A 20,098-nucleotide genomic window follows, 5' to 3' on the forward strand; every position below is an offset into this window, starting at 1 on the left:
ATTTCTGTGGTACCCTAAAAGAGTCGGTGGGCTGTCAGTTGATGGCCTGTATCATTATTTATATGCATAAGGTAACTACCATGGATCGCTATCCACGCTCTAATGGTTCAATTGTCGAACGTGCCAACTCTGGCATTCAGGCATATATGGCGCAGGTATACGGCTGGATGACCTGTGGTCTGTTATTAACAGCGGTAGTCGCATGGTACGCAGCGAACACCCCTTCAATTATTTTTGCTTTGCAGTCAAATCAAATCCTGTTCTTCGGGTTGATTATTGCTCAGCTTGGTTTGGTTTTTGTTATCTCCGGCATGATTAATCGCCTGAGTGGATCAGCCGCAACCTCACTGTTTATGCTGTACTCTGCACTAACGGGGCTGACACTCTCCAGCATCTTGATACTGTACACTGGCGCATCCATCGCCAGCACTTTTGTCATTTGTGCTGGGATGTTTGGTGCTATGAGCCTTTATGGCTACACCACTAAACGTGATTTGAGTGGTATGGGCAGCATCCTGTTTATGGGCCTGATCGGTATCATTCTGGCGTCTTTGGTTAACATTTGGCTAAAAAGCCCGGCGTTGATGTGGGCTGTGACTTACATCGGTGTTTTGGTGTTTGTTGGCCTGACGGCTTACGATACCCAGAAATTGAAAAACATGGGCGCGCAGTTAGATGCCAATGATAAAGATGGTTTCCGTAAGTATGCCATCGTCGGCGCATTGACCCTGTATCTTGATTTCATCAACCTGTTCCTGATGCTGTTGCGGATTTTCGGCAACCGCCGCTAAGTTGGTTGATTAAGGGCTGCGGCGCGGCAAACTTGCCCGGCGTACGCAACTCTAAATTTGAAAGGACACCGTATTGGTGTCCTTTTTGTTTTTCGTGAGTACCGAAAATGGCGGTGTTACGCGATTTTTCGTCTAAACATCCCGTAGGCTGCGCTCCCCGTGGTAGCGGTTATTACCAACAGCGGCCATAAACTGTGCCAAATGATGTCGAAGCTGGCATCCTTGAGGTAAATCTGTTTGGTGATATCAGTAAAGTGGCGGATAGGATTGATCCACGTGATATTTTGTAGCCAAATGGGCATGTTCTCTACCGGAGAGACATAACCAGAAAGCAATATTGCGGGCATCATAAAGACAAATACGCCAATAAAGGCTTGTTGCTGAGTTGAACATAGCGATGAAATTAATAAACCAAAACCGACCAGTGACAAGCCGTAGAGCAGCATAGTGCCATAAAACAGTGCCAGTGACCCTGCAAAGGGGATTTGGTAGAAAAATATGCCGATAAACAATACGATAGTGGCCTGGAAAGTGGCGACTATCAGGGCCGGAACGGCTTTGCCGATAAATATCTGCCAGGTTGTCAGTGGTGAAACCAAAAGCTGTTCCAGTGTCCCTTGTTCCCGCTCCCGTGCGACCGACAGTGACGTGACAATCAATACGCCAATAGTTGTAATCATCGCTATCAATGATGGCACCACAAACCATTTGTAATCCAAGTTCGGGTTATACCAATTTCGAATCACTAGCTCGCTGTTATTGGGTTTGATTTGCCCCTTGGTCAATTCTAATTGGTATTCTTGTACGATTTGCTGAATGTAATTTGCTGCTATTTGGGCGCTGTTGGAATTGCGACCATCCAGAACCAACTGTAACTGAGTGGTTTTGCCATTGGCCAAATCCGCACTGAATTGCGCAGGAAAACGAATTAACAGCAAGGCTTTCTGGTTATCAATCACCGGCTGAATTTCTTGTGGGCTGTGCAGCAGCAACACATGAGAAAATGCTTCGGCTTTAGCAAAGCGCTGAGTGAGTTCTATTGACGCCTTACCGCTGTCTTCGCTGTAAATGGCGATAGTGGCATTGGTCACTTCTAATGTGGCGGCGAATGGGAATAAAATCACCTGCAATATCACCGGCATGATTAATATCGCCCGGGTTTGCGGTTCGCGCAGCAGCGACTGCAACTCTTTAATAATCAATGTGTAAAGGCGATGAAACATCGTTAACTCCCTTCCGTTAATCTGGCCGACGACCTAATCTAATCGACGATTCGTTTTCCATGCCGTCAGGCCGATAAATACGGCGGCAGATGCAATTAAAAACAACAGGTTAATCACCAAAACGGTACCGATATCACCCGCCAGGAACAGAGTTTGCAAGCTGCTGACAAAATAGCGGGCAGGAATAATATAGGTGACGGCGCGGACCACGGCGGGCATGCTGTCGATTTGGAAAATAAATCCTGACAACATAACCGCGGGTAGAAATGCGGCGTTCAGTGCCACCATGGCCGCATTAAACTGGTTGCGCGTGATAGTCGAAATCAGCAGCCCCATGCCCAGTGTGCTGGCTAAGAATAAGCTGGTCATGACAAATAATATCCACAATGAGCCGCGATAAGGCACCCCGAGGATAAACACTGCGACCACCATACATAGCGTCATGGCGACCATCCCGAGCACATAATAGGGGATAAGTTTTGACAGTAATAACTCACTGCGCGTGACCTGAGTAGAAAGTAGCGCCTCCATGGTGCCGCGCTCCCATTCGCGCGCGATGACCAGTGATGTCAAGATCGCGCCAATCACTGTCATGATAATGGTAATTGCGCCCGGAATGATGAAATGTCGGCTGATGGCGGCGGGGTTAAACCAATAGCGCACCTGAATTTCTATCAGCGGATCATTCTTTTGCCCCAGATTTTGCGCTTGCTGTTGTTGCCAGATTTGCCATACACCTTGGGCATAACCTTGCACAAAGTTGGCGGTGTTCGGCTCACTGCCGTCAGTAATCACCTGAATCGGTGCTTTACTCTCTGGCCGTGCGAGTTGCTCGGCAAAATCATTCGGAATAACAATAAGCCCGCGAATTTTACCGGCTTGCATAGCTTGAATCAGCGCCTGACGGTTATCACTGATTTGCGGGGAGATATAGGGCGAACTGACGAACGCGTTAGCCAAATCTTGCGCCGGTTGACTCTGTTGCTCCATTAGAATGCCGACATGCAGTTTGCTGGAGTCCAGGTTGATGCCATAGCCAAAAATAAACAGCAATAACAATGGGATAACAAAGGCGATCAGCCCGCTGCTGGGGTCGCGCAGAATTTGCCGGGTTTCTTTACGACATAGCGCCCGCAGGCGACGCCAAGAAAATCCGGTGTCTTGATAAGTTTCACTCTCATTTACCGGCGATTTATTTACATGGGAATCATATGGCTCGGTCATGATTGCTGCTCCTTATCGTTTTGCTGGTCATAGCGCAGAACCAACCCGATAAATGCTTCTTCCATTGATGGATTAGGTTTTTCATCCGTGGCAACTTGCTGCTTTAGCTCATCTGGCGTGCCCGCAGCAATAATTTTGCCACGATAAACCAGCCCGATGCGGTCGCAATATTCGGCCTCATCCATAAAGTGGGTAGTGACCATGACGGTCACCCCTTTATCTACCATCCCATTGATATGCAGCCAAAATTCACGGCGGGTGAGGGGGTCAACACCGGAGGTCGGCTCGTCCAGAAACAGAATGTCTGGCTCATGCATCAGGGCGCAAGCTAGCGCCAGGCGCTGTTTAAACCCAAGAGGCAGTGAGTCGGGCGTTTGCTTGAGAATGGGTGTGAAATTAAACGCCGATGTCATATCGGCTATTTTTTCGCGTTGAGTTTTCCCTTGCAGGCCATAAACACCGGAGAAAAATTTCAGATTTTGCTCCACCGTCAGATTGCCATACAGTGAGAATTTCTGCGCCATATACCCCAAATGCTGGCGCGCTTTACCGGAGCTGGTTTTCAGATCCATACCCAGCACCAAAGCCTTGCCGCTACTGGGAACCAGCAAACCACACATCATTTTAAATGTGGTCGATTTACCGGCACCGTTCGGCCCGAGCAAACCAAATATTTCCCCGCGTTTGACCTGAAAATTCACATGGTCGGTGGCGGCAAAGTCACCAAATTTCTTGGTTAATTCTTGGGCCTCAATCACAGTTTCATCATGGTTGCCCTCGACTTTGGGCATGATTTTCGCCAGTGCGGATTCACTGGCCGGGCCGCCGCCCAGCAAGTCGATAAAGGCATCCTCAAAGCGTGGTTCAGCCTCAAAAATCTCGCCATTAGATTGATTTAACAGGGATAATATCTGGCCATGGTCTACGCCCGGTTTGAGGATTAGCCGCACATATTTGCCTTGAATAACGCCATCACTGACCTGAGGTAGCGCCAAAGCGTGTTGTAGTAATTTGCGATTAGTGCCGGTTTGGGCTGCGACAAGAATAGTCCGGCCGCTCATGCGCTGCGTCAGCTCTTGTGGCGCGCCGCTATAGAGCAATTTGCCCTCATTGAGTAGCAAAACCTCGCGGCATTGCTCGGCTTCATCCAGATAAGATGTGCTCCAGAGAATGAGCATACCGTCGCTCGCCAACTCATGAACCATGCGCCATAGCTCGCGGCGCGAGATGGGGTCGACACCGACACCCGGCTCATCCAACAACAAGACTTTGGGCTGCCCGACCAAAGTACAGGCCAAGCCCAATTTTTGCTTCATGCCGCCGGATAGCTTGCCCGCCAGCCGCTCCGTAAAGCGGGTCAAATCGGTAAAAGTTAGCAGGCGCTCGAAGGTCTGGCGGCGCTGTTCACCGGTAACGCCCCGTAAGTCGGCATACAGCATCAGGTTTTCCATCACCGTCAAATCTTCATATAAACCAAACTTTTGCGGCATATAGCCGAGGATGGAATGCAACTGGCGGTCATTTTCTACAGGGTCAAGGCCGACGACCGTCAGCTTGCCTTGGCTGGGTTTAAGCAACCCGGCCAACATCCGTAACAGCGTAGTTTTACCTGCACCGTCTGGCCCGACCAAACCGGTGACTGCCCCGCTGCGGATTTCAGTAGTTAGGCTGGCAACCGCCGGACTTTCTAGTCCGGGGAAAGATTTTTCGACACCTTCCAGAGTAATAAGATGCTGAATGCCATTCATAACTTATGCCGCCTTAAGGTTGTGCAAAACTGATGGTGACCGGCATACCTTGGCGTAGTGACTCATCAGCATCGGTAATAATAATTCGCAAGCGATAAACCAGGTCGGTTCGCAAGTCCGGTGTTTCCACACTCTTAGGGGTAAATTCGGCGGTCGGTGAAACAAAGCCAATTTTGCCGTGATAAGGTTTACCTGGGCGGCTATCGGTAAAGATTTTGACCTCAGTCCCCGGTATGGCTTGTCCCAAGTGGCGTTCACTGACATAGGCCCGCACCCAAACCGGATCCGTCAGTGAGAGTGTAAAGACGGTATTACTGGCAGACAAAATAGTGCCCGGCTCCACTGCGCGCGTCAGCACGGTTCCGCCAGAAGGCGAAAGCAAGGTGGCGTCTTGCAAGTTGAGTTGGGCTTGCGCCAATTCAGCTTCACTTTGCGCCAGATTCGCTTCGGCCTGCGCGATTTCTTGCGGGCGGTTACCGCTCAAGTATTGGGCGAGTTTATCTTTTGATGCTTGCAGATTAGCCAGGGCCTGACTGCGCGCGGTACGGGCATTTTCCAGCTCATTGGCTGATACGGCCTTGCTTGCCCACAGCCCTTGTTGGCGTTTTAAGAAGCTGTCGGCATAACTGAATGCGGCCTCGCGCTGAGAGACTTCAGACCGCACTTGGGCAATTTCTTCTTCCCGGTAGCCCGCTTTCAGTAAATCCAACTGGGCTTGCGCACTTTGCACATTGGCCTGGGCCTGTTTGAGAGCATTGAGATACGGGCCGTCATCCAGTTTGCCCAAGACTTCGCCCGGCTGAACTTTATCCCCCTCATCAACCGCCAGAGAAGCCAGCCGACCACCGACCCTAAAGCCAAGATTCACGGTGCGAATATCGACATTGCCATATAATGTCAATGTCGCGTCCTGTTGTTGACGATAATAATTCCATCCGTAACCGATGGTCGCCAGCAAAGCGACGATGACGACGGCCACTATAATCTTCTTGCGATTCATAATGCTCCCTATCTATTACCGATTTTTATACCCTTCGCCCTTGAAGCAGCAGGGTTGTTAGCTGTCTTAGCTACTCGGCCCGTCCATGGGCCTCGCCTCTGCGAGGCTGCTGCAAGCAGTGTTCAAATCTGCTCCGGGCAAATTTGTCACCCGAATCATTTACTGGTTGTTGACCTTAAATGAATAGACTCATCGGGATTTATTCGCTTGCTGCCTACCTGCAACTCCAATTTCTTTGGATATAACTACAACTTTTATAGTTACAATTTTTATAACGACCTACTTAAGATACTCATTGTGCCGATTTAGCCCGCAGCCCATAAAGCAGCAGGTCAATATGTTCGATAAGCACTTGATTAATCATCTCGCTTTCAGATTTACCAATCTCCAGCCAACCCACTTGCTGGCGGATAGTTTCCCGCGCCATGCGGAAAGCCAGAACCTCGCCAATCAATGCATGAGTATGAAGAATGGTTTTCGTCGCACTTGCATCAGCACCAATGAATGCCGCCAGCAACAAATTCAGTTTTTGGTGTAAGGGCGCAATAGCCTGAGCATGGATAAGCAGATATGCATCACTGGGAGAGAGTTGCTCACGCGCCATGATTTTGCTGATATTTAGCGTTTCCGGCTGTGTCATTAAATGGCTGAATTCCAGCAAACCACGGCGAATAAAATGTAACTGCTGCTCTGGACTTTGCTCCTGGCTCGGCAGACGCAGAAACTGGTCAATATCCAATGCCAGTGGTGCAAATGTCTGCCGGATAAAATCCGCAATTTGTTGTGCTACCGCCAGATACAAACCTTCTTTAGAATTGAAGTAGTAGGTAATCGCGGCAATATTCTGTCCTGCCCGTTGTGCAATCTCGCGGGTGGTTGCCCCTTTCAAACCCAGTTCGCCGAACAGTTCGGTCGCAGCCTGTATCAGTTGTTGGCGCGCTTGTTCACCGCGGGTTGTCATCGGTATTGATGGTGTTAAATAGTGAGGTGTGGAATGAGACATAGGCTCCATACTCAATATACCCAGCGTACTTGAAGCCGCAGGGTTGTTAGCTACACTCACTCACCCGAATCACTTACCTGTGTAAGCTCATCGGGATTCATTCGCTTGCTGCCTACCTGCAACTCCAATTACTTTGGGTAAAAATGGATAAGATTTGCGCTAATAATAATGATAGCCAAATAGCAAATCAATCGTATGATTAACTTTAGGTCTCTACTGAGAATATGTAAAGTTATGGCCGCAATTCGCCCTGTTTTTGTGATCCTGAACGGGTTAATCGATGCTAATAAATCAATTCTGTTGATGTTTGAGTTAATAAAATTCTTAAGAAATGCGTAAATCTCCCTTTTCTTGCCAACATCTGCTATAATCAGCCGCAATGGTGCACTGCAGTTTGTGCCAATCCTCGTGGTAATGCCTCAATTCATGCCTCGTCTGATAATCTTCCCTTGAAACTGCACCTGACGTTATCGCCAGGATTGGGAAGATCTGGAGCTTCTCGTAATATGTCATTTGATTCTCTCGGCCTAAACGCCGACATCCTGCGTGCTGTTGAAGAGCAGGGCTACCTTGTGCCGACACCGATTCAACGTCAGGCAATCCCTGTGGTACTGGAAGGTCGTGATTTAATGGCCAGTGCACAAACCGGTACGGGTAAAACCGCTGGTTTTACCTTGCCGTTGTTGCAACTGCTGAGTCAGGATCAACAGCCAATTAAAGGCCGTCGTCCGGTGCGTGCGTTGATTTTGACGCCAACCCGCGAACTGGCTGCGCAGATTGACGAAAACGTACAGAGTTACAGCAAATACCTGAAGCTGCGTTCGCTGGTGGTATTTGGTGGCGTTAGCATTAACCCACAGATGATGAAATTGCGCGGTGGTGTGGATATTTTGGTCGCCACCCCTGGCCGTTTACTGGATCTGGAACATCAGAACGCTGTTGATTTGTCCAAAATTGAAATTTTGGTATTGGACGAAGCTGACCGCATGCTGGATATGGGCTTTATTCACGATATCCGTCGTGTCTTGGCCAAACTGCCAGCCAAACGCCAAAACTTGCTGTTCTCTGCTACTTTCTCTGATGAGATTAAAGGGTTAGCCAGCAAGTTGTTGCATAACCCTGCTTCTGTTGAAGTCGCGCGCCGTAACACAGCGTCTGAACAAATTGCACAAAGCGTTCATTTTGTTGATAAAAACCGCAAGCGTGAGTTGCTGTCTCAGATGATTGGCGAAGGCAACTGGCAACAAGTATTGGTGTTCAACCGCACCAAACACGGCGCTAACCATTTAGCCGAGCAATTGAATAAAGACGGTATTACAGCCGCCGCAATTCACGGCAACAAGAGCCAAGGTGCGCGTACCCGTGCGCTGGCTGATTTTAAAGATGGTAAAATCCGTGTATTGGTAGCGACTGATATCGCCGCGCGTGGTTTGGATATTGATCAGTTACCTCATGTAGTTAACTATGAGTTGCCAAACGTACCGGAAGATTACGTGCACCGCATTGGCCGTACAGGCCGCGCGGAACGCACTGGCGAGGCGATTTCACTGGTTTGTGTTGATGAACATAAACTGTTGCGTGATATTGAGCGCTTACTGAAACGTGAAATCCCGCGTATTGCACTTGATGGCTATGAGCCGGACCCAAGCATTAAAGCGGATCCGATTCAAAATGGTCGTCAGGGCCGTGGTGCGCAGCGCCCTGGAATGGGCCGTGGTAGCAGTGCGGGTCGTCCACAAAATGGTGGTGGCGCAGCAGGTCGCGGTGATAGCCGTACCAGCCGTCCACGCAGCCAGGCTGATGGTCAACGCCGCCCAGCAGGCCCGTCTTCACGTGGTCGTAGCCGCAATCCAGGCGAATAAGCTAGAAAGTATTCGCTGATAAAACCGCTTCTTCGGAGGCGGTTTTTTTTCATCTGAATTCATGTCATTACTGGGTTATCCCTTGTTTTATTCCCTGCTTCCCCCGTATCATTGCCGGTCTTTTTTACTATTATACTATGTTGGTTTTATAGGCACTGGGCAGGGCTTATTCATGGCGTGGATAGAGGGGTGGGGTCATTAGCATGCGGGTAATACTGGCGCCGATGGAGGGTGTATTAGACTCACTGGTGCGCGAGCTTCTTAGTGAAGTCAATGATTACGACCTTTGTATCACCGAGTTTTTACGGGTGGTCGATCAGCTATTGCCAGCAAAATCTTTCTATCGTCTGTGCCCTGAACTGCATCATCAGAGCCGCACTTCCTCTGGCACTCAGGTTCGTATCCAATTGTTAGGCCAATACCCAGAATGGCTGGCGGAAAACGCCGCTCGTGCGGTTGATTTGGGGTCTTACGGGGTCGATTTGAACTGTGGTTGCCCGTCAAAACTGGTTAATGGCAGTGGTGGTGGGGCTACCTTGCTGAAAGATCCCGAGCTGATTTATCGGGGGGCCAAAGCCATGCGTGAGGCTGTTCCGGCTCATTTACCGGTAACAGTAAAAATTCGTCTAGGCTGGGATTCGGGCGATCGTCAGTTTGAAATTGCCGATGCGGTACAACAAGCGGGTGCAACAGAACTGGCGGTACATGGCCGTACCAAAGAAGATGGTTATCAAGCTGAACGCATTAACTGGCAGGCGATCGGTGAGATCCGCCAGCGGCTCACTATTCCGGTGATCGCCAACGGTGAAATTTGGGATTATCAGAGCGCACAAGAGTGTATGAAAGTGACGGGCTGTGATGCCGTAATGTTAGGCCGAGGGGCGCTGAATGTGCCAAACTTGAGCCGAGTCGTGAAGTATAACGAACCGCGAATGCCGTGGCCGGAAGTGGTCAAACTGTTGAAAAAATATGTTCAGCTAGAAAAGCAGGGCGATACGGGCTTATATCATGTTGCCCGTATCAAACAGTGGCTAGGATATTTGCGTAAAGAATATGCTGAAGCCACGGATTTATTTGGCGAAATCCGCGCATTAAAAACCTCAAAAGATATTGCGCTCGCTATTCAACGTATTTAGCTTTAGGCATTTCAAGCACTGACTCAGGAACTAATTGAAAGTGTTTGCCAGGGTGCCGTTTTTGCTGCTATTCGTTGTTGGCTTATTTCTTACCATCCTGCATTTGTTTAAGTATCTTACCGAAACTGACTGTTTTTCTACCCACCTTTTTCATTCCATCCTCCGGTAGATAGCTAAACTTGACATAAAGAAGTCTTCCATCACTTTTATCTTTATTTTTCAATATCTTAATTACATCATACATTTCGTTTAGATCTGAAGGAATACCGGCTGCATCAGTCAGAATAGTACCTACCGGCACGAATTTTAGTGCTTGCTCAACACTTTTGGTTAATAAGTCATGCAATGGAAATAACCCGGTAAAACGTTTATGGGGCACATAATTCGTGATGCCCATATAGATATCTGGTAGTTCTTTGATATGGTTTTCGATACCACGAGTTTCGTTTTTAAGCAAAAACTCTGAAATCTCAAGAGGAGAGCCAATTAACACTAACGGCTTAATACCGTTCCCTTTTTCAGAAAAAAGATAATCATTATTGGTATTCTTGACTGCTTTTTGTAGTTGCCCCCGATCGACGATAAGGCTGTAATATTTTCCTTCTTTCACAATAGGAGCGGGTTCTCGCCATAAGATTATTTCATTAGCGGATACAGACCCCGCTCCTACGACAGAACACATAAATAATATAGATGTATTAACTAAGGTTCGCATCAATAAGTTCCTTCTTATTCTGGTGATGTTATATAGATGATAGCTATACCATAATGGCATTTTTGCTGGGATTTAAAGGAATATAACCTAAGTGGATATACTCGTACAGTCGGAATAATGACCATCTCAGGAGTTATTTCAAATTGATTAAATAGCAATAAAACATTAATAAATATTAATTATTATTTTAAGCGAAAACTAAATACACCTTAAACGAGAATGGTTATTTTTTTGATTTGTTTTAAGTATCACGCTTATAGTGTGCGGGCATTTTAAATGCAGTATCTCGTTAGGCGAGGCTCCTATACAAACACAGGTTACTGATCTGACGACGTCCAGAGACGCCCAAGGTTAGGACAGGCTATATCGGATTAAGGTATAGCCCAAAGTAACTTCTGAGAAATCAGATACGTTGTATAGTGCTAAAACTTAGACACGGAGATAGCCATAGAGCACTCTCTAATCTGGTTACGCCCCTATGTGAGGACTGTTTAATTAATTAATAACAGTAATAGGGTCTTTTATGAGTTCACATCTCGATTTAGCCTTGCAAAAGCAAGGACAGCTCCATTCAGGCGAAGATAAGGAATCGACTTTAGGCGCTTATATGAGTGATGCCTATATTACGGTGTCTGCTGATATGTCAGTCGCTGAGGCTAAAACTTATTTCTTGCAGAATATCTCTGATGATGAAATACCGACACAATTATTGGTCACTAATGATAATCGGCATTTGCTTGGTTTACTCTCAGTTAAAAAATTATTGACGGAAGAACAGCAAGATATAAAAGTTTTTCAAATTATAAATCAAAATTACTTCTCAGTATCGCCAGACCAGAAGCGTCATGAGGCGGTCAGTCTATTGTCAAAAAACGGTTTAGATATCGTTCCAGTATTAAGTCACGGCAAATTAATGGGAGTATTAAGGGCTCAAGATATTGCTGAGTTGATTGAAGATGAAAATACCGATGATGCCCAAAGACAAGGCGCTAGTTTTCCTCTTGATGAGCCATACTTACAAACCAGCCCAGTAACATTATGGCGCAAACGGGTTGTTTGGTTATTACTACTATTTGTCGCAGAGGCTTATACTGGAACGGTATTAAAAGCGTTTGAGGAACAACTCGAAGCCGCTATTGCCTTGGCATTTTTTATCCCATTATTAATTGGTACGGGTGGGAACAGTGGAACACAAATTACCTCCACTTTAGTACGAGCGATGGCATTAGGTGAAGTTAGTTTACGCAATATCGGCGCAGTATTGCGTAAAGAGGTTTCTACTTCTCTAATGGTCGCGGCAACTATTGGTTTAGCTGCTTGGATCCGCGCCTGGTTCCTTGGGGTAGGAATGGAAGTCACTATCGTCGTGAGCTTAACTGTCGTTGCTATCACAGTATGGAGCGCTATTATCTCTTCCATTATTCCGATGGTATTAAAGCGCTTATCGATAGATCCTGCGGTGGTGTCGGCCCCCTTTATTGCGACCTTTATTGATGGCACTGGCCTGATTATTTACTTTGAAATTGCTCAACGGGTGATGACAGATTTGGCGTAAGGTAAACGCAAATAAAAGGCGCTTTAAGCGCCTTTTTTGATAAAGAACTGGAGGTTACTTTTTCTTGCGGCCGATAAATTTAGCAATACCTAATAGGAATACTGCCCCAACAAAAATCAGCAACGCATCAACCCAAAATGTCAAAGATGCCAAGTTTTCATCATGAATGTCAGCAAGGCCCGCTGCGATTAAAAATACTCCGAAGAGAATGCCAAAAATTGTTGTTCCCATATAAGCACCTAAAAATTAGATTTATCTAAAAATTTATGTTGGCAAGTATAGGGTGATATTTAATCTAATACATATTTTTTTTCTCATTATTGATACACCGTTGAGATTATTTTGATTAATTAAAATGTCCGGTGATACATTTACTAAGATTTAATGTTGACAGCAGAAGCTAGCCTACCGTTTCATGTTGATTGTTTTATAAACAAAAACTATCTTTCAAAATAGTCATTATCATAATTTCGGCTTTGTTTTCTTTCTGAAATGTTTACTGTTGAGCAGTGATTAGGCAGTTTTAATCTTTGTAACAATCATTTTAAGAATGTGTGGTGCGTAGGGCATTACTGTAATTTATAATGCGCCGGATCAACCATAATGTCTCCACACAACCTATTTAAGCTGACTAACATGCATGTGAAAATCCGTTTTGCACTATTAAGTTTCTTGCTTTTATCTACTTCTATCAGTGTCGTCCCTGCCGCGATAGCGAGTGGCGGAGGCAATGAAGTTAAAGGAAAGGCCCCTCTTGAATTGGCTTCGGGGAGCGCGATGGTTGTTGATTTACAAACAAATAAAGTCATTTATGCCAACAATGCAGATGAAGTTGTGCCGATTGCTTCAATCACCAAACTGATGACAGCAATGGTGGTATTAGATGCCAAGTTGCCGCTTGATGAGATTATTTCGGTTGATATCCATCAAACCAAAGAAATGAAAGGGGTATTTTCTCGGGTTCGAGTGAACAGTGAAATTAGCCGAAAAGATATGCTGTTGCTGGCACTCATGTCGTCGGAAAACCGCGCAGCAGCCAGTTTGGCTCATCATTACCCCGGTGGATATAACGCCTTTATTAAGGCGATGAATGCAAAAGCTAAATCGCTAGGAATGACGAAAACTCGCTATGTCGAGCCGACCGGTCTGTCGATCAATAATGTGTCGACGGCGCGTGACCTCACTAAATTATTGATAGCGTCCAAACAATACCCACTTATTGGTCAATTAAGTACCACGACCGAGAAAATGGCTACGTTCCGTGACCCCAATTATACGTTGCCTTTCCGCAATACTAACCATCTGGTTTATAACGATAAATGGAGTATTCAGCTGACTAAAACCGGTTTTACCAATCAGGCCGGGCATTGTCTGGCAATGCGTACTGTTATTGGTAATCGCCCTGTTGCATTGGTTATTTTGGATGCTTTTGGCAAATATACTCATTTTGCGGATGCGAACCGTCTGCGCAGTTGGATGGAAACTGGCAAGGCTGCACCCATTCCTGGGGCCGCAAAAAGTTATCGTCAGCAAAAAGATGCTCAAGGGCGTTTAGCTCAAGTGACTGAATAAATACAGTAATAGTCACTGAAAGGCAGAGTTTGCAACCAGCCTGCAACTCTGCCTATAGTATTGGATTAATAGCTATTGCCTTACTGATAACAATTAGAAAATCAGTTTAAATACACCAGTAATGGTCAATAAACCGACAATAAAAATGATCGCAATAATCCACAGTATTATTTTCATTTGTTCTCCCAGACTCCGTATCAAAACCAACATGTGATAGCCACACCAACTTTCGTTGGTGTCAGACTATGACTATAGTTTGTCTGGAAGAATTCATACGGTATGTTGCAGGAATTCGGATAATGCTTAAGTTATTTTAATTTGTCAGATATCCGTCCTCAACACAGTTATTTTGTCTGCCAATATCTAAGTTTCGAGGTTTTGCCGATCCCTGGATTAAAACTATTAGTAGGATCGATCTGCTGGTAAAACGCCTTCAATGCCGGCTTGGCTATGTAGAGGTGCCCGACATTATGTTCAGCTGGGTATTCCGCCCCTTTGTCATTCAGAAGCGCCAACATTTTTTGTTTTAGGGCGTGCGTATCGACCCCTTTCTTCACGATGTAATCCTGATGGAAAACGTGGCAAAAAAAATGACCATAATAGAGTTTGGCGACCAGACATTGATCTATTTCGGGTGGTAGCGTCTCAAACCACTGTTCCTCATTACGCGGCAAAGCAATATCCAGTGCCAGTATATCTTCTACTTTATCGGCATGAACTGCGTGATAACGAATAGCCGCTCCTGCCGCGGCAAAACGATGTAAAAAAGCTTTTTTACCTTCATCAGCAGTACAGGTAATAAAATTACCTTCGGCCGTGGCAAAAAAATCTTTTAAAAATTGCTGTGCTTCAGCTATCCCTTCACCTGACATTTTCAGCATCAAGTGATGCTCATATTTACTACGGTAACTCTTAAGACGCTTGGGTAAATGATTGGGGAGTACCTGGCTGAAACCTTGCATAATACGGTCAGTTAAATGATCTATTAGAAAGGGAACCTTATTAAGGCGGGCATCAATTTTACCTTTTAAGGTGAAAAAACGCGGCATGCTATTGGTGCCCATTTTGTTGATCATCACAAATGTATCTTTGCCATACACTTCTGCAATATCAAAAATATCGCGATGCATATATTCGCCAGCAACGGGTAAATGTTTGAAGTCACGTAAAATAGCACGCCGTAACTCAGTTAAGACCTGAGTTTGATTGGTACCGATATAGAAAACTTGCTGCTGTTTGTCACTGGGGAATGTATCTAACCGAACAGCAAATACAGCTAATTTACCTGCGCATCCAGAGGCCTCAAAGAGACGCCGTGGATCGGCATTAAAACGTGACGGTGTTGACGCATCAATATCTCTCACTCGCGTCGCATATTCATGATCGGATGCTTGTTGGGTACCCTGATCAATATCACTGACAGGGTAATTGCCTCGCTCCAAGCATTGTAAAATCTCTTCTGGTGTATCGCCTAAATAAATTCCTAAGTGGTTAATTAATTGCAATTCACCTTGTGCATCAATCTGTGCGAATAGCGCCATTTCCGTGTATGCAGGGCCTCTTTGAACCAATGAACCACCTGAATTATTGCAAATACCTCCGATGACGGAAGCACCAATACAGGAAGAGCCAATGACGGAATGAGGCTCTCTATTATAAGGTTTTAAGCGTTTTTCCAATTGATTCAATGTGCTACCAGGAAAACCAATGACTTGTTTACCATCATTGAGTAGCTGAATTTGATTAAGGCGCAATGTATTTAATATAACAATGGGGCGGTCGTAATCATCACCACTAGGGGTCGACCCCTCAGTCAGCCCTGTATTAGCCGCTTGCATTATAACGATAGTATCGGCTGCAACACAGGCTTGCAGCAACTGCCATTGCTGTAACAATGTAGAGGGGAACACAACAGCGAGGGCAGAACCTGCCCCTGACCTAAAGCCCGAACGATAGCGTTCAGTTTGTCGTTTGCCAGTCAATAAGTAGCGCGCGCCTACGATATGTTGTAATTGAGTCAGTAAGGTTTGCGTTTTTTCATCATAAGAGTGATTCATTCGTGCGGCTCCCTGTAATGACATTTACTTTTTATAGCGTTGGACCTCACACCCGCGTTCAGTCCGATATGAAACAGCTATTTTGGTGCAATGAAGTAAACATGAGGGGCGGCATGCTTTCCTGATAAAACGTGTACTTTGTGAGTTTACTCACATTTTTTTTGCTTAAAAAGCATTCAGTATTCACATTACTGTGTTTTAAACATTACTAACTCTGATGATTAATTGAGAGGGCAAGACAGAGGATAGTGATGGATTCGCCCTTTAATATCTTGATAAGAGTTTTGATCATTACGCGATGAGGTATAGGATCGGATACAAGAACTACGCTAATTAATAAGGTATTTTATGAGTGAGCATTTTGTGGGTAAATATGAAGTTGAGTTGAAGTTTCAAGTATCGAACCTCACTCAATTACATGAACAGTTAGCAATACATAAAGCAGTGCCATTTACTGTCAATAATCATGAAAAAGATATCTATCTGGAAGCTAATGGTGGCGATTTAGCGGCTAAACAGATCAGTATGCTTTTACGCGAAATGAATCCATCAGGTATTCGTTTATGGATAGTCAAGGGGCCGGGTACGGAACGCTGTGAAGCGAGCAATATTGAAGATATCGATAAAGTGAAGAGCATGTTGTCAACGCTAGGGTATCAACCCGCGTTTACACTAGAAAAACAACGTAGCATCTATTTTATTGGGAAGTTCCACGTTACGGTTGATAGTTTGGCGGAGTTAGGTAATTTTGCTGAAATAGCCATCATGACTGATGATTTTGCTGCTCTTGATAATCTTAAGGCAGAATGCCGAGAGTTAGCTAACGGATTGGGATTATTAGTAGAACAACAAGAAAACCGTTCATACCGGCAATTGCTCGGTTTCTAACTATTGTATGATTTGTCATTATAAAGTCTTGGCCGCTCTGCGTATCACGGCCAAATAGGTTTATTTCTTCATCAAAGACTTCAAATTGGCGAATGGATTATGGGTGGCAACACCCTGATCATTCTGCGCATCATCCCCGGCAATCACCGTCGAGCCATACAGGTCTGCTTCTGTATATTTAGAGTGTTCATGGTCATGACAAAAAAGACATAGCATCTCCCAATTGCTGCCATCTTCTGGGTTATTACTATGGTCATGGTCAATATGGTGAACTGTTAGTTCTCGCAGGTTGGAATAAACAAATTCTCGTGAGCATTTACCGCAAACCCACGGAAAAATCTTTAATGCTTTCTCCCTATACCCACTTTCTAGACGCGCGTAGTTCTTCGGTATATATGCCATATCAGCCTTCAATTCTACGAGAAACAATGTTTGCATTTTAGCGTGAAAACAGACGGTAGACTATCAACTATTGGCTATTAATCTTTAGGCCATACTTCCTCATTAGAGTCTGCTTCTGTAGGAACATATTGAATCAGTTATAAAAATATGTGTTTAGATACTCATGTTGATACTGATAATTTTTGAGACTTTTGCTGATGATTTAAAGGGATAAGTCGTTTTACACTATCACTGAGTTTTTATGATCACCTTTTTATATTATTCAGTATAGAGTTATTGGCATAAGATTATGTGTACTCCCGCTAATAGACTTATTTTACGGCATGCAATACAGCGTGTTTAGCCTGAAATCCTTTGCCGATAGAGTTGAGGCGATATGAAAGAATCTGAGGTACTGGCCGAAGTCAGTAATGAAAACCAGACATTAGTAGCTGTGGTGCAACAAGACCAACGGGTTGTCTACTTCTATATTTATCCGCAAGAAGCATTTGAAGAACGTTTCCCCGTCCGCGCTTGCTGGGTGAGAAATTTGGTCGCAGCTCCAATATCGGCTGATAATACCGCCCTTGAACAAGGACTAGCTCCGCGTTTGGCGGCAGAGTTTTGCCGTAATGTAGCTGGCGAGGCTGAACTTGATGCACAGTTTATTTCGATTATCTGGTCAGAAAGTGATGATGGCGCAGCATTATGGTATCAGGGGCAATTACTGGCGATTATTCCCGGGTGGAGCTTATATATTGATCACTCTGTTTGTTATTCTGCCAGTTGTATTAAAGACAATCCGCTAACATTACCTTTAGGGTCTGCTTCTACTAACCCCCAATATACTCATGCACAAAATACTCGCCAATTTTGGCGGGTTTGGCAGCAGGAGGAAGGGAATCCATGGCCTGCATTGCAGGCTGAGTATATTCAGTGCTATGAACAACACTGTGGTCCATCGGTTAAATATTATGCCATCGATCAAGGTAAGTGGCCGCCTATGGCTATCTCACAGCACGAAAAAGAGGGAATATATTACTTTCTGACGTTGGGGGTTAGTATTCGTCCCCAACCATGGGTCGAAATATTATTTAATGACGATGCTGCTAAATATCGGCGTTTCGAAATGGCTATAGCGATTGATAGCCAATTTGTTAATGAGGACAATGCTATCCATATGGCTAGTGCGTTGGCAGGTTTTGCTCATGTACCTTGGAGTAAAATAACTTGGCTGGGGGAGGGGCATACATTGGAATCAGAAGTCGCCCCTCAAGGGTATGAGGGTTATGTCTTGTCATCAAAGCTTTATGCTAATGCAGACAGCCTAATATTGCCTCTCCAGCAAGATGACCCGGTTAATATATATTGGGCCAGCCCCATTTTTGCCAGCGAAAGAGAATTTTCCCATAGTGTGCCGAATGGCGGGTATGATTTGCTGAAAAAGCTACAGCAACAGGGGGTTAATCATATTTTTTCACCCCGTGAGTCCATTATTTAATTTCAACTGGACATGACAGATCTGATTTGCAGATTTTGTTATTCGGGTCTTAACTTAACTATGACGATAGTGGTTTAAGGCCGTAATGTTAAGTTTGTAATAAGTGAGATAGGCAAGCCAGCTATCAGTGAAAATTAATTTTATGGAGGTGTTTATGGGCATACTATCTTGGATTATTTTTGGTCTTATCGCTGGGATTTTAGCTAAATGGATTATGCCAGGAGAGGATGGCGGTGGTTTTATTATGACTATAATCCTTGGTGTGGTAGGTGCGTTAGTTGGTGGTTATATTAGTACTTTCTTTGGGATGGGTAAGGTTGATGGATTTAACCTTGGTAGCTTTGTGGTGGCGGTTATTGGCTCACTGGTTGTGCTGCTTGTCTATCGAAAGTTGAGAAGTTAGCAACTTTTCAGGTGCTTATTATAGTGATTTTAAATAATTATTTTTTGACTAAATAAGCATTAAACAAGAAAATGCTCGCTCATCAAGAATATAAGAAAGGTGGCTAAATTTTGTCACCTTTCTCTCATAAAAATATCATCAATATGTAATAAAAATATTCGTTAATGGCACATGACTAAAGGCAATATGAGAAATATGACATGGGCCAGGCATTATGCAAACTCACTATGGCTGATTACCCAGCTGCGGTGTCAGAACCGCGTAAAAAGGTACTTGCTGTTAAAGGTTTGGTTAAGGCGTATAAGTCACAACACCGAGTTCTGGATGATATTAATTTTGAGCTTCATGCGGGTGAATTCGTCGCAATAATTGGTCGCTCTGGTGCTGGTAAATCTACGTTACTACATGTTTTAAATGGCACTATTCCCAGTAGTGCTGGTGAAATTATTAATTACCATGATAATAACGAAACACAAAATATAGCCGCCTTGACGACAAAGCAGATGCGTAAATGGCGAGCTAAATGTGGTATGATTTTTCAGGATTTCTGTTTGGTTCCTCGCCTTGATGTTATAACTAACGTTTTATTAGGTCGCCTCAGTTACACCTCCACGCTAAAATCATTTTTTAAGATATTTGCGGACCAGGATCGCGCCAGAGCCATCGAATTATTACAGTGGCTTAATATGCTGCCGCATGCTTTGCAACGCGCAGAAAACCTTTCGGGTGGACAAATGCAGCGTGTTGCTATTTGCCGTGCCATGATGCAAAACCCAAAAATATTATTGGCTGATGAGCCTGTCGCTTCTTTGGACCCTAAGAATACGACTCGTATTATGAATACATTACAGAAAATAAGTGAAAATGATATTGCGGTGGTTGTTAATTTACACTCTGTCGATTTAGTGAAAGATTATTGTACTAGAGTTATTGGTATTGCTCATGGGCGAGTTATTTTTGACGGTCATCCCTCTATGCTAAATGACACCATTATTCAGGATATATATAGTGACGAATCACCTGAGCTTTTGCATTAACT

The 20,098-nt window shown here is 44.9% G+C and carries 19 protein-coding genes and 1 riboswitch; of the genes, 9 read left to right on the forward strand and 10 right to left on the reverse strand.

The features are described 5' to 3' along the window. Positions 1-80: 80 nt before the first annotated feature. Complete coding sequence (locus tag DXZ79_RS07085) at positions 81-791, forward strand: Bax inhibitor-1/YccA family protein (protein WP_038639638.1); 711 nt, start codon at positions 81-83, stop codon at positions 789-791. Positions 792-907: 116 nt separating this feature from the next. Here the strand turns inward: DXZ79_RS07085 and DXZ79_RS07090 are convergent, their stop codons facing one another. From DXZ79_RS07090 to DXZ79_RS07110, 5 genes are all read right to left on the reverse strand, one after another. Further along, positions 908-2,014 (reverse strand): ABC transporter permease, encoded by a 1,107-nt coding sequence (locus tag DXZ79_RS07090; protein ID WP_038634538.1) that lies wholly within the window; start codon positions 2,012-2,014, stop codon positions 908-910. A gap of 33 nt (positions 2,015-2,047) precedes the next feature. Further along, entirely contained in the window at positions 2,048-3,238 is a 1,191-nt protein-coding gene (locus tag DXZ79_RS07095) for an ABC transporter permease (RefSeq protein WP_120011177.1), read from the reverse strand. Next, positions 3,235-4,986 (reverse strand): ATP-binding cassette domain-containing protein, encoded by a 1,752-nt coding sequence (locus DXZ79_RS07100; RefSeq protein ID WP_038634531.1) that lies wholly within the window; start codon positions 4,984-4,986, stop codon positions 3,235-3,237. Before DXZ79_RS07100 ends, DXZ79_RS07095 begins: the two co-directional genes overlap by 4 nt. Before the next feature lie 13 nt (positions 4,987-4,999). Beyond that, positions 5,000-5,986, reverse strand: a complete 987-nt coding sequence (gene hlyD / locus DXZ79_RS07105) for a secretion protein HlyD (protein WP_038634528.1) — start codon at positions 5,984-5,986, stop codon at positions 5,000-5,002. Positions 5,987-6,278: 292 nt separating this feature from the next. Continuing rightward, positions 6,279-6,989, reverse strand: a complete 711-nt coding sequence (locus tag DXZ79_RS07110) for a transcriptional regulator (RefSeq protein ID WP_050291429.1) — start codon at positions 6,987-6,989, stop codon at positions 6,279-6,281. Positions 6,990-7,495: 506 nt separating this feature from the next. On the opposite strand from DXZ79_RS07110, the gene rhlE reads away from it, so the two are divergent. Both rhlE and dusC read left to right on the forward strand, forming a co-directional pair. Beyond that, entirely contained in the window at positions 7,496-8,851 is a 1,356-nt protein-coding gene (gene rhlE / locus DXZ79_RS07120) for an ATP-dependent RNA helicase RhlE (RefSeq protein WP_038634522.1), read from the forward strand. Positions 8,852-9,054: 203 nt separating this feature from the next. After that, on the forward strand, positions 9,055-9,987 hold the full coding sequence (gene dusC / locus DXZ79_RS07125; protein ID WP_038634519.1) for a tRNA dihydrouridine(16) synthase DusC: 933 nt from the start codon (positions 9,055-9,057) through the stop codon (positions 9,985-9,987). An 82-nt stretch (positions 9,988-10,069) separates the two neighbouring features. Here the strand turns inward: dusC and DXZ79_RS07130 are convergent, their stop codons facing one another. Then, a complete protein-coding gene (locus tag DXZ79_RS07130) occupies positions 10,070-10,702 on the reverse strand; it encodes a hypothetical protein (RefSeq protein WP_038634516.1) in 633 nt (210 codons plus the stop codon). Between the two features lie 278 nt (positions 10,703-10,980). Then, positions 10,981-11,150: riboswitch (M-box (ykoK) riboswitch) on the forward strand. A 75-nt stretch (positions 11,151-11,225) separates the two neighbouring features. On the opposite strand from DXZ79_RS07130, the gene DXZ79_RS07135 reads away from it, so the two are divergent. Continuing rightward, a complete protein-coding gene (locus DXZ79_RS07135) occupies positions 11,226-12,257 on the forward strand; it encodes a magnesium transporter (RefSeq protein ID WP_120011178.1) in 1,032 nt (343 codons plus the stop codon). Positions 12,258-12,311: 54 nt separating this feature from the next. On the opposite strand, the gene DXZ79_RS07140 is transcribed toward DXZ79_RS07135, so the two are convergent. Next, complete coding sequence (locus DXZ79_RS07140; protein WP_004391528.1) at positions 12,312-12,488, reverse strand: hypothetical protein; 177 nt, start codon at positions 12,486-12,488, stop codon at positions 12,312-12,314. A 405-nt stretch (positions 12,489-12,893) separates the two neighbouring features. On the opposite strand from DXZ79_RS07140, the gene pbpG reads away from it, so the two are divergent. After that, on the forward strand, positions 12,894-13,829 hold the full coding sequence (pbpG, locus tag DXZ79_RS07145) for a D-alanyl-D-alanine endopeptidase (RefSeq protein WP_038639635.1): 936 nt from the start codon (positions 12,894-12,896) through the stop codon (positions 13,827-13,829). 93 nt (positions 13,830-13,922) lie between these two features. Here the strand turns inward: pbpG and DXZ79_RS21375 are convergent, their stop codons facing one another. Both DXZ79_RS21375 and dld read right to left on the reverse strand, forming a co-directional pair. After that, on the reverse strand, positions 13,923-14,039 hold the full coding sequence (locus DXZ79_RS21375) for a small membrane protein YohP (RefSeq protein ID WP_455436034.1): 117 nt from the start codon (positions 14,037-14,039) through the stop codon (positions 13,923-13,925). 134 nt (positions 14,040-14,173) lie between these two features. Then, positions 14,174-15,886: a D-lactate dehydrogenase gene (gene dld, locus DXZ79_RS07150; RefSeq protein WP_050291427.1), complete on the reverse strand. Its 1,713-nt coding sequence runs from the start codon at positions 15,884-15,886 to the stop codon at positions 14,174-14,176. 348 nt (positions 15,887-16,234) lie between these two features. On the opposite strand from dld, the gene DXZ79_RS07155 reads away from it, so the two are divergent. Further along, positions 16,235-16,774 (forward strand): class IV adenylate cyclase, encoded by a 540-nt coding sequence (locus DXZ79_RS07155; protein ID WP_038634506.1) that lies wholly within the window; start codon positions 16,235-16,237, stop codon positions 16,772-16,774. 60 nt (positions 16,775-16,834) lie between these two features. On the opposite strand, the gene yajD is transcribed toward DXZ79_RS07155, so the two are convergent. Further along, positions 16,835-17,176 (reverse strand): HNH nuclease YajD, encoded by a 342-nt coding sequence (yajD, locus tag DXZ79_RS07160; protein ID WP_005158894.1) that lies wholly within the window; start codon positions 17,174-17,176, stop codon positions 16,835-16,837. Between the two features lie 376 nt (positions 17,177-17,552). Here yajD and DXZ79_RS07165 point away from each other — a divergent pair, with 376 nt between their 5' ends. From DXZ79_RS07165 to phnC, 3 genes are all read left to right on the forward strand, one after another. Then, the gene (locus tag DXZ79_RS07165) at positions 17,553-18,656 is read left to right on the forward strand and encodes a suppressor of fused domain protein (protein ID WP_120011179.1); all 1,104 of its coding nucleotides are present in this window, start codon (positions 17,553-17,555) and stop codon (positions 18,654-18,656) included. Positions 18,657-18,810: 154 nt separating this feature from the next. After that, positions 18,811-19,059 (forward strand): GlsB/YeaQ/YmgE family stress response membrane protein, encoded by a 249-nt coding sequence (locus tag DXZ79_RS07170; RefSeq protein ID WP_004391521.1) that lies wholly within the window; start codon positions 18,811-18,813, stop codon positions 19,057-19,059. Positions 19,060-19,259: 200 nt separating this feature from the next. Continuing rightward, a complete protein-coding gene (gene phnC, locus DXZ79_RS07175; RefSeq protein WP_038634498.1) occupies positions 19,260-20,096 on the forward strand; it encodes a phosphonate ABC transporter ATP-binding protein in 837 nt (278 codons plus the stop codon). The last annotated feature ends 2 nt before the right edge of the window (positions 20,097-20,098 follow it).

It is taken from the genome of Yersinia rochesterensis, from assembly GCF_003600645.1.
Lineage (GTDB): Bacteria > Pseudomonadota > Gammaproteobacteria > Enterobacterales > Enterobacteriaceae > Yersinia > Yersinia rochesterensis.